We start from the raw sequence: 9335 nt of genomic DNA, 5'->3' as shown, positions 1-9335 counted from the left end.
AACGAAAAGACCTTGAAAGGGATGGCCGTAAGGGCGGAACCCTAAGTAGCCGTTACCGCAGCAATGGATATACACACCCCTCAGACAGCCAGGAATCAGCTTGGCAATGCAGGCTGCTTGCGACTGGCCGCCGCTGTCACCGCGTAACCCAACAAAGCCGCCAATATCGAACCCGTGAGAATCCCCATCCGGTCCATGCCGGCGTAGTCACTCACACCCGGCTCGAACGCCAGGGAGCCGACGAACAGGCTCATGGTGAACCCAATACCGCACAAGATTGCCACGCCCAATACCTGGCCCCAGTTGGCACCAAGGGGCAGGCTGGCGATGCCGATTTTCACCGCCAGCCAGGTCAGGCCGAAGACGCCAACGGTCTTGCCCAGCAACAGGCCGATGGCGATGCCCATTGGCACGTGATGGGTGAAGCTCTCGACGGTGACGCCGCTCAGGGACAGGCCGGCGTTGGCGAAGGCGAACAGCGGCAGGATGCCGTAGGCCACCCAGGGATGCAGGGCATGTTCCAGGGTCAGCAGTGGCGAAGTCTCGGCGTTTTTCGTGCGCAGCGGAATGCAGAATGCCAGGGTCACCCCGGCCAGGGTGGCATGGACACCGCTCTTGAGTACGCACACCCAAAGAATCAGGCCGACCACCATATAGGGCCCGAGCTTGACCACGCCCATTCGATTCAACGCCACCAGCGCGGCGATGCAGGCGGCTGCCAGTATGAGCGACAGGCTGGACAGGGCGCCGGAGTAAAAGATCGCGATGATGATAATGGCGCCCAGGTCATCGATGATCGCCAGGGTCATCAGGAACAGCTTGAGCGACACCGGCACCCGCTTGCCCAGCAAGGCCAGCACGCCAAGGGCAAATGCAATGTCGGTGGCCGTCGGAATCGCCCAGCCGGCGAGGGCGGCCGGATTGTCACGGTTGAGGAACCAGTAGATCAGTGCCGGCACCACCATGCCGCCAATCGCCGCCGCACCCGGCAAGACGATTTGCGACGGTTTCGACAACTGTCCGCCGAGGACCTCGCGCTTGACCTCTAGGCCGATGAGCAGGAAGAACATCGCCATCAGGCCGTCGTTGATCCACAGCAACAATGGTTTGGCGATTTTCAACGCCCCGACCTGGGCCACCACCGGCGTGTCCAGCAAGCCGTTGTAGAGCCAGGAAAGAGGTGAATTATTGATGGCCAAGGCCAGTACGGCGGCGGCGATCAGCAGCAGGCCGCTGGCTGCTTCCAGCTGGAAAAAGCGTGTCAGAGAATTACGTAGAGCCACGATCGCTCTCCATTCATCGAATCAAAAAGATGGCACACCCTAACCCGTACTGTTAGTTGTTAAAACAAAAGTTATATTCTTTTTTGTTATATGACGTTACAACGCCTGTACGGCGCGGTCTGGCAGTTACGGCGCATATTGGACCTTAGCTGTACCTGTGCGCGATGTCGGTTTTTTCCTAAGCTTGTGACTGGTTTTTCCGAGACCAAAGTCGCGCCTGTATGAGCATCAGGTTTCCCCGCGTCGAACCGATCCAGTGAGAACACACCATGAATGACCACCGTCAGTGGGCGCGCGAAGCGATTCGCATCATTGAGGCTGACTTCCAGCGCAGTGCCGATACCCACCTGATCCCGCTGCCGCTGCCTGGGTTGCCGGGCATCGAGCTGTACTTCAAGGATGAATCCAGCCATCCCACCGGCAGCCTCAAGCATCGACTGGCCCGCTCGCTGTTCCTCTACGCCTTGTGTAACGGCTGGCTCAAGCCTGGTGCGCCGGTGATCGAAGCCTCCAGCGGCTCGACCGCGATTTCGGAGGCTTACTTTGCCAGGCTGCTGGGCCTGCCGTTCATTGCGGTGATGCCGGCGACCACCTCCAGGGAAAAAATCGCACAGATCGCCTTCTATGGCGGCCAGAGCCATCTGGTGGATGACCCTACGCAGATCTACGCCGAGTCCGAGCGCCTGGCCCGTGAACATGATGGGCATTTCATCGACCAGTTCACCTATGCCGAGCGCGCCACGGACTGGCGGGCCAATAACAACATTGCCGAATCGATCTTCCAGCAGATGCGCTTCGAGCAGCATCCGGAGCCAAGCTGGTTGATTTCCAGCCCCGGCACCGGCGGCACCACGGCCACCCTGGGGCGCTACGTGCGTTATCGCCAGCACGGCACCCGTGTGCTGTGTGCCGACGCCGAGCGTTCGGTGTTCTTTGACTACTACCGCAGCGGCGATGCCAGCCTGCGCCTGGATTGCGGCTCGCGGATCGAAGGCATTGGCCGGCCACGGGTCGAAGCGTCGTTTTTGCCCAAAGTCATCGATGCGATGGTCAAGGTCCCGGACGCCCTGTCACTGGCGGCCATGCACTACCTGGCCCAGCGTTTGGGACGACGGGTCGGTGGCTCCAGCGGCACCAACCTGATCGGTGCGTTGATCGCCGCGAGGCAGATGGTGGAAGCAGGGGAGTCGGGGTCGATCGTGGCGATTTTGTGTGACGGCGGCGAGCGCTATGCCACGACCTATTACGATCCTGCGTGGCTCAAGGCCCAGGGGTATGAGTTGATTGGGTTGATGGAGGCCGTGGCGGCGAGTGTGGAGCGGGGTGAGGCGCTGCCAGAGAATGTGTTGCGAGCCAATATCTGAAAACACTGAGACCTTCCTGTGGGAGCGGGCTTGCTCGTGAAGACGGTGGATCAGTCAAATAAGGGCTGACTGACCCTCCGCCTTCGAACAAGCCCGCTCCCACGGGAAGTTAGTGTCAGGCTTCGAGGCCGAGGATATCCCGCGCCACTGCCTCGGCAATCCGGATCCCGTCCACGCCCGCCGACAGGATTCCGCCCGCGTAACCGGCGCCTTCACCGGCCGGGAACAGACCCTTGACGTTCAGGCTCTGCAGCGTTTCGTTGCGGGTAATGCGCAGTGGCGACGAGGTGCGGGTTTCGATCCCGGTCAGCACGGCGTCATGCAGCGAATAGCCGCGAATCTGTTTCTCGAATGCGGGCAGGGCTTCGCGGATGGCTTCGATGGCAAAGTCCGGCAGGGCCTGGGCCAGGTCGCCCAGGGAAACGCCTGGCTTGTAGGACGGTTCGACGCTGCCCAGTGCCGTAGACGGCTTGCCGGCGATGAAATCGCCCACCAGTTGCGCCGGGGCTTCGTAGTTGCTGCCGCCAAGCACGAACGCATGGGACTCCAGGCGCTCCTGCAACTCGATCCCCGCCAGCGGGCCGCCCGGATAATCGACTTCCGGGGTGATGCCGACGACGATGCCGGAGTTGGCGTTGCGCTCGTTGCGCGAATACTGGCTCATGCCGTTGGTCACGACGCGGTTCGGCTCGGAAGTCGCGGCCACCACGGTGCCGCCCGGGCACATGCAGAAGCTGTACACCGAGCGTCCGTTTTTGGCGTGGTGCACCAGTTTGTAGTCGGCGGCGCCGAGTTTCGGGTGGCCGGCGTACTTGCCCAGGCGCGCACTGTCGATCAGCGATTGCGGGTGTTCGATACGGAAACCCACCGAGAACGGCTTGGCTTCCATGTATACGCCGCGGCTGTGGAGCATGCGGAAGGTGTCTCGGGCGCTGTGGCCCAGGGCCAGGATCACATGCCTGGAATGAATCTGTTCACCGCCGGCCAACTCGACGCCGACCAGTTGGCCATCCTCGATCAGCACGTCGGTGACTCGCTGCTGGAAGCGCACTTCACCGCCCAGGGCGCGAATCTGCTCACGCATGTTTTCCACTACGCCTGTCAGACGGAACGTACCGATATGCGGCTTGCTGACGTAGAGAATTTCTTCTGGCGCACCGGCCTTGACGAATTCGTGCAGGACCTTGCGGCCAAGGAATTTGGGATCCTTGATCTGGCTGTAGAGCTTGCCATCGGAGAACGTCCCCGCGCCGCCCTCGCCGAATTGCACGTTGGATTCGGGGTTGAGCACGCTTTTGCGCCACAGGCCCCAGGTGTCCTTGGTGCGCTGGCGGACTTCCGGACCGCGCTCAAGGACGATCGGCTTGAAACCCATCTGCGCCAGCAACATGGCGGCGAAGATCCCGCACGGGCCGAAGCCGACCACGATCGGCCGCTCGCTCAGGTCTGCCGGCGCCTGGCCGACCACTTTGTAGCTGACATCCGGTGCTTCGTTGACGTTACGGTCATCGGCGAACTTGCGCAGCAGGCTGGCTTCATCGCGCACCGTCAGGTCGATGGTGTAGATAAAGCACAGTTCGGAGGACTTTTTGCGAGCGTCGTAGCTGCGCTTGAACAAGGTGAAGTCGAGCAGGTCATCGCTGGCGATGCCCAGGCGCTGTACGATGGCAGGGCGCAAGTCTTCTTCGGGATGGTCGATCGGCAGCTTGAGTTCGGTGATTCGTAACATGACGGGGTCCGGTTCGCGGGGCGCACAACTGCGCCAGGGCGTGAACCGGCGATTATAAGCCAAAAGCGGCGAATCAGTCGTTGCGCGCACCACCGAAGTAGGCGCAGCCGCGCTGGACCTGACCGTTGACCCGCAGCTCGGCGCTCATGTGTTGCACGCTGCCAGTGACGCTGTCGACGCAGCGCTGGGGGGCGACCCAGAGCTCGACCTTCTGGCCGTTGGCCTCGGTGCTGAGGTTGACGCGGCCATCACCCAGTTGCTCCTCCATGTAAGGCACCGCCAGCGGTGGTTGACCCTCACGTTCGAGCACCAGGCCCTTGCCGCTGGCCTTGAGGCTCCACTCGGGGCCATGGCCGGCGGCGCGCAGGATCAACAATCTGAAATCTCCGTCATCGCAGGCAGTGCCCGAGCGCTCCAGGCGATACAGCTGCTCCAGGTCCAATTGGCTGTCGGTACCGGCCGCCGTGCTGGAGACGATACGGCCGCGCACATCGGCAAACAGCTTGCCCCGCTCGTCGGCCAGGCTGGCGGCCTGTTGCAGCACACTGGTGCCACCGCTGTCGTTGACGATGTAGCGGCGCTGTTCCTGGCACGGCTGGAACACCAGCTTGCCATCGGCCGCTGTGAGTTCGCCCTGCATGCGCGTCTGGTCGGCGTGGGAGGCACTCTGACGCGGGGCGTCGAGCAATTGGCAGCCGGCAAAGAGCGGCAGGAGGGCGACAAACAGCAGGGAGCGGGCGGCACGCATCATTGGGTCTCCAGACAAGTGCCGCCACGTTACTCAGACTGATCCTGCATCACAAGGGGTGTCAGCCCACGTGAAAGGTCTGACCGGTTTGTAGGCCTTCGACGCTCTTGGCGTAGGCCAATGCCACATCCGCTGCGGGAACGGGTTTGAAGCCGCGGAAATAAGGCGCGTACTTGTCCATGGCTTCCAGCAGCACGTTCGGGCTCACCGAGTTGACACGCAGGCCCCGGGGCAACTCGATTGCCGCCGCACGCACGAAACTGTCCAGGGCACCGTTGACCAGGGCCGCCGACGCGCCGCTCTTGATCGGGTCGTGGCTGAGCACGCCGGTGGTGAAGGTGAACGACGCGCCGTCGTTGGCGAATTCACGGCCGATCAGCAGCAGGTTGACCTGGCCCATCAACTTGTCTTGCAAGCCCAGGGCGAAGCTGTCTTCGGTCATCTCGCCCAGGGGCGCAAAGGTGACATTGCCCGCTGCGCAGACCAGGGCATCGAAACGCCCGGTCTTTTCGAACAGGGCGCGGATCGAGGCGCTGTCACTGATATCCACCTGCAATTCACCGCTGTGGCGGCCAATCCGCACGATTTCGTGGCGGGGCGACAGTTCGTTGGCAATGGCCGAACCGATGGTGCCGTTGGCGCCGATCAACAGGATTTTCATGGGCTGTTCCTCAATGGGTTGAATGAGTTTTCAGTCTAGAGAGGTTCTTTTCATTGATAATCGTGCTAATAGGCAACCTTTGGTTTTCATTTGGAAACAATCCGATGAGCGAGATGGATGATCTGGCGGCGTTTGCCGTGTTGATGGAGGCTGGCAGCTTCACCCTGGCGGCCCAGCAGTTGGGTTGCAGCAAGGGCCAGTTGTCCAAACGCATCAGCTTGTTGGAGAGTCGGTTTTGCGTGGTATTGCTGCAGCGCACCACACGACGCTTGAGCCTCACGGCGGCCGGCGCGGCGTTGTTGCCTCAGGCCCAGGCGCTGTTGGTACAGGTGGAAAGGGCGCGTCAGGCATTGGCTCGGTTGAAGGACGATATTTCCGGGCCGGTGCGGATGACGGTTCCGGTTTCGTTGGGCGAAACCTTCTTTGAAGGGCTGCTGACGGAGTTCGCGCGCACTTACCCCAACGTGCAGATCGAGCTGGAGCTTTACAACGGCTACCGCGACCTGACCCGCGATGGCTTCGACCTGGCGATTCGTTCCGATGCCGCCATCGATGAGCGATTGGTGGCTCGCCCTCTGCTGGCCTGGCACGAAATGACCTGCGCCAGCCCGGCCTACCTCGATCAATACGGTGAACCCCAGACCCCCCAGGCCCTGGCCGAACATCGCTGTCTGCTCAACAGCCACTACAGCGGGCGGGAAGAATGGCTTTATCACCAGCAACACGAACTGCTGCGGGTCCGTGTGTCGGGGCCGTTCGCCAGCAACCACTACAGCCTGTTGAAAAAGGCGGCCCTGGCCGACGCCGGAATCGCCCGGCTGCCGTCGTACCTGCTGCAGGAAGAATTGGCTGACGGCCGCCTGCGCTGGGTGCTGCGCGAGTACCAGACCCGGCGCATGCCGATGTACCTGGTGCATCCGTATCAGGGCGGGTTGCCCAAGCGCACCCAGGTGCTGGCCGACTATTTGATTGATTGGTTCAAGCGCAGTGGTGAGGCGTTGGATCGGCTTCAACGATAACCCGTCCACCGGATGCTCCCACAGGAATTTTTAGTCTCAATGGGCGTAGCGTTTGGCGATCAGATGATCGATGGACAACACCCCCGGCCCGCGCGCCATCAGGTAGAGCAATACCGCCGCCCAGGTGCCGTGGGTCGGATAGGCGTCCGGGTAGACAAACAACTGAATGGTCAAGGTCATGCCCAACAGGGCCAACGCCGAGAAACGTGTCGCCAGTCCCAGCAGAATCAGCACCGGGAACACATGTTCGGCAGCGGCCGCCAGATGCGCTGCCAGCTCGGGCGACAGCAGCGGCAGGGCGTATTCGCTTTTGAACAGGGGAATGGTTGAGTCCGCCAGATGTGGCAGGCCGATCTGGAAGGTGCCGTCGAACAGGTCGATGGCCAGGCCCTCGATTTTGGTCTGGCCGGATTTCCAGAACACCGCGGCGATGGAAAAACGCCCAACGAAGGCGATCAGGCTGTGGGGAATTTTCTCCAGCCATTGAATGAAAGCGGTAATCAGAGCGTTCATTGGGTGACCTGCTCAGGTAAGAGATAAGTGATGGCTTGGTAGCGGATGAGCCTCGCCAGGGTCTGTTCCACGTCGAGGTCGGTGTGGCGCTCCACCGCGGTCTCGATGGCAGCGGTCAGCGACAGGCCCTGTTGCAGGGCCGTGATGAAACCATGGGCAGCGTGACTGATCGCCTGCACTTCCACGTCGAGGCCATGGCGCAGTACCAGGGCGTTTTGCGCAGAGTACGGCTCGAACGGCACGGGAGGCTCTTGCTGATGGGCGGCCCAGACCGCGACCACGGCGAAGGGCGATTGCAGCAGGCGCAGGGACGGATGAAGGCCGATCTTCAGATGCGTGGCGAGTGTGGGGGATGACAGCACCTCCACGATTCGTTCCCCACTCATGGGCTGGGCGTCGGCGGCGTGGCAGGCCTCGACTTGCAGCCGCTCCAGGCGCGCAACGTCCGCCAGATAGGGGACGCTGGCGGCGGGTTCGAACTGTTCGATGAACCGGGCAAAATCGGCACCGTAGTCGCTCATGATCGGGCTGCACGGCGCCGCCGACTGCACGTAGACCCCGGCCATGGCCCGGAAAAACTCCTCGCCCACCAGTTGCGCCACCACTGGGTAGTTGTCGGCCAGGGCATTGATCAATGAGCTGAGCACGTTGTTGCGGTACACCGCGAAGCGGTTCCCGGGATCGGCGCCATTGGCGCTGATCAAACCCGGTGGACAGGCTTTGCCTGGGTCGAGCAGGGCGGCGGCGAACTCGCTGAAGCGGCTCATGACCGGGCTCCGGCGGCGCTTAACAGTCGGTCGGCCTGACGCGCTTCGGCCAGCAGCACTTGCAATGCAGGAACATGGTTGTCTCGTTCGATCAAAGTGGCCACGGGTCCGGTTCGCTCCAGGGCTTGGCGATACAGTTGCCAGACGTCGTTGTCGATCGGCGCGCCGTGGTCGTCGATCAGCAAGCGCTCACCGAGGCTGTCGGTGTCTTCGGCAAAGCCGGCCAGATGAATTTCGCCGGTGGCCTGCAGGGGCAAGGCGTCGAGGTAGGCCAGTGGATCGCGGCGATGGTTGACGCAGGAAACGTAAACGTTGTTCACATCCAGCAGCAGGCCACAGCCGGTGCGACGAATAACTTCACTGATGAAGCAGGCCTCGTCGAGGGTCGATTCCTCGAACGCCAGATAGGTGGCCGGGTTTTCCAGCAACATCGTGCGCTTGAGGCAAGACTGCACCTGATCGACGTGTTCGCAGACGCGGTTGAGCGTCGCGTCGTCGTAGGCCAGGGGCAGCAGGTCATTGAGGAACACCGGGCCATGGCTGGACCAGGCCAGGTGTTCGGAAAAGGACTGGGGTTGATAGCGCTCGATCAGTGCGGCCAGGCGCTGCAAATGTGCGACATCCAGCGGCCCCTCGCCACCAATCGACAGGCCGACGCCGTGCAGCGACAGCGGATACTGCTCGCGTATCCGCCCCAGGAAGTGATGAAACGGCCCGCCGGCCACCATGTAGTTTTCCGCGTGCACTTCGAAGAAGCCCAGCTCCGGTTGGGTCTGGAGTACTTCACGAAAATGCTCGGCCTTGAGCCCCAGCCCCGCCCTTGGCGGCAGCCGGGTATCGGTGGCGAGGAAAGGGGTATTCGACATGGTGGCAGGCCTCAGGCAGATGCGATCAGGACTTGGCTTTGAACGCTTCGAGCTGGCCGAAACCGGTGGGGGAGGTCTTGCTTTCGAGGGTGGTGCAAGTGCCTTTGGGGACCGATTTCCAAGCGTTGGCCTGATAGTCCATTTTCGCGGTACCGGCACAGGTGGTACCGGCACCGGCGGCGCAGTCGTTCTTGCCTTTGAGGGCGACGCCGAAGCATTTTTCCATGCTGTCGTCGGCTGCGTGGACGGTCGAGACGGCTGTCATGCTCAGGGCAGAACCGAGGGCCAGGACCAGGGCGGTGGCGGACAGGGTACGGGTCGAAGCAGTCATGATGATTCTCCAGTTTTTCAGGGAATTGAACCGGCGTTTAGTGCCGGTCTGCTG

10 protein-coding genes are annotated in these 9335 nt (G+C 62.0%); 2 read left to right on the top strand and 8 right to left on the bottom strand.

Translation table 11 applies throughout. The annotated features are described in order from the left end of the window. Positions 1-95: 95 nt before the first annotated feature. A complete protein-coding gene (gene nhaA, locus ACWNZ1_RS27025) occupies positions 96-1283 on the bottom strand; it encodes a Na+/H+ antiporter NhaA (RefSeq protein ID WP_135844021.1) in 1188 nt (395 codons plus the stop codon). Positions 1284-1552: 269 nt separating this feature from the next. On the opposite strand from nhaA, the gene ACWNZ1_RS27020 reads away from it, so the two are divergent. Then, positions 1553-2647: a PLP-dependent cysteine synthase family protein gene (locus tag ACWNZ1_RS27020; protein WP_265072777.1), complete on the top strand. Its 1095-nt coding sequence runs from the start codon at positions 1553-1555 to the stop codon at positions 2645-2647. A gap of 115 nt (positions 2648-2762) precedes the next feature. Here the strand turns inward: ACWNZ1_RS27020 and ACWNZ1_RS27015 are convergent, their stop codons facing one another. The 3 genes from ACWNZ1_RS27015 to ACWNZ1_RS27005 all read right to left on the bottom strand — a co-directional run bounded on the left by ACWNZ1_RS27015 (position 2763) and on the right by ACWNZ1_RS27005 (position 5785). Beyond that, on the bottom strand, positions 2763-4376 hold the full coding sequence (locus ACWNZ1_RS27015) for an NAD(P)/FAD-dependent oxidoreductase (RefSeq protein ID WP_256452279.1): 1614 nt from the start codon (positions 4374-4376) through the stop codon (positions 2763-2765). Positions 4377-4449: 73 nt separating this feature from the next. After that, positions 4450-5124, bottom strand: coding sequence for a COG3650 family protein (locus ACWNZ1_RS27010; RefSeq protein WP_135847957.1), 675 nt, complete (start codon positions 5122-5124; stop codon positions 4450-4452). Between the two features lie 61 nt (positions 5125-5185). Further along, positions 5186-5785: a short chain dehydrogenase gene (locus ACWNZ1_RS27005; RefSeq protein ID WP_135844024.1), complete on the bottom strand. Its 600-nt coding sequence runs from the start codon at positions 5783-5785 to the stop codon at positions 5186-5188. 104 nt (positions 5786-5889) lie between these two features. On the opposite strand from ACWNZ1_RS27005, the gene ACWNZ1_RS27000 reads away from it, so the two are divergent. After that, entirely contained in the window at positions 5890-6804 is a 915-nt protein-coding gene (locus ACWNZ1_RS27000) for a LysR family transcriptional regulator (protein ID WP_135844025.1), read from the top strand. 36 nt (positions 6805-6840) lie between these two features. Here ACWNZ1_RS27000 and ACWNZ1_RS26995 read toward each other — a convergent pair whose 3' ends face one another. Genes ACWNZ1_RS26995 through ACWNZ1_RS26980 form a run of 4 tightly spaced genes read right to left on the bottom strand, consistent with a single transcriptional unit; the run spans position 6841 to position 9281 of the window. Continuing rightward, positions 6841-7317: a DoxX family protein gene (locus tag ACWNZ1_RS26995; protein WP_256452280.1), complete on the bottom strand. Its 477-nt coding sequence runs from the start codon at positions 7315-7317 to the stop codon at positions 6841-6843. After that, positions 7314-8084 (bottom strand): HvfC/BufC N-terminal domain-containing protein, encoded by a 771-nt coding sequence (locus tag ACWNZ1_RS26990; RefSeq protein WP_456027982.1) that lies wholly within the window; start codon positions 8082-8084, stop codon positions 7314-7316. Before ACWNZ1_RS26990 ends, ACWNZ1_RS26995 begins: the two co-directional genes overlap by 4 nt. Beyond that, entirely contained in the window at positions 8081-8950 is an 870-nt protein-coding gene (bufB, locus tag ACWNZ1_RS26985) for an MNIO family bufferin maturase (RefSeq protein ID WP_135844028.1), read from the bottom strand. Before bufB ends, ACWNZ1_RS26990 begins: the two co-directional genes overlap by 4 nt. A gap of 25 nt (positions 8951-8975) precedes the next feature. Further along, on the bottom strand, positions 8976-9281 hold the full coding sequence (locus ACWNZ1_RS26980) for a BufA1 family periplasmic bufferin-type metallophore (RefSeq protein ID WP_135844029.1): 306 nt from the start codon (positions 9279-9281) through the stop codon (positions 8976-8978). Positions 9282-9335: the final 54 nt, after the last annotated feature.

Source organism: Pseudomonas sp. CFBP 5748, assembly GCF_053850495.1.
This window is presented reverse-complemented; position numbering and strand designations above follow the sequence as displayed.

Bases quoted from the DNA above. Each gene is read 5' to 3' on its own strand.
- ACWNZ1_RS27020 (WP_265072777.1), top strand. From the start codon at position 1,553: ATGAATGACCACCGTCAGTGGGCGCGCGAAGCGATTCGCATCATTGAG.
- ACWNZ1_RS27015 (WP_256452279.1), bottom strand. From the start codon at position 4,376: ATGTTACGAATCACCGAACTCAAGCTGCCGATCGACCATCCCGAAGAA.
- ACWNZ1_RS27010 (WP_135847957.1), bottom strand. From the start codon at position 5,124: ATGCGTGCCGCCCGCTCCCTGCTGTTTGTCGCCCTCCTGCCGCTCTTT.
- ACWNZ1_RS27005 (WP_135844024.1), bottom strand. From the start codon at position 5,785: ATGAAAATCCTGTTGATCGGCGCCAACGGCACCATCGGTTCGGCCATT.
- ACWNZ1_RS27000 (WP_135844025.1), top strand. From the start codon at position 5,890: ATGAGCGAGATGGATGATCTGGCGGCGTTTGCCGTGTTGATGGAGGCT.
- ACWNZ1_RS26995 (WP_256452280.1), bottom strand. From the start codon at position 7,317: ATGAACGCTCTGATTACCGCTTTCATTCAATGGCTGGAGAAAATTCCC.
- ACWNZ1_RS26990 (WP_456027982.1), bottom strand. From the start codon at position 8,084: ATGAGCCGCTTCAGCGAGTTCGCCGCCGCCCTGCTCGACCCAGGCAAA.
- bufB (WP_135844028.1), bottom strand. From the start codon at position 8,950: ATGTCGAATACCCCTTTCCTCGCCACCGATACCCGGCTGCCGCCAAGG.
- ACWNZ1_RS26980 (WP_135844029.1), bottom strand. From the start codon at position 9,281: ATGACTGCTTCGACCCGTACCCTGTCCGCCACCGCCCTGGTCCTGGCC.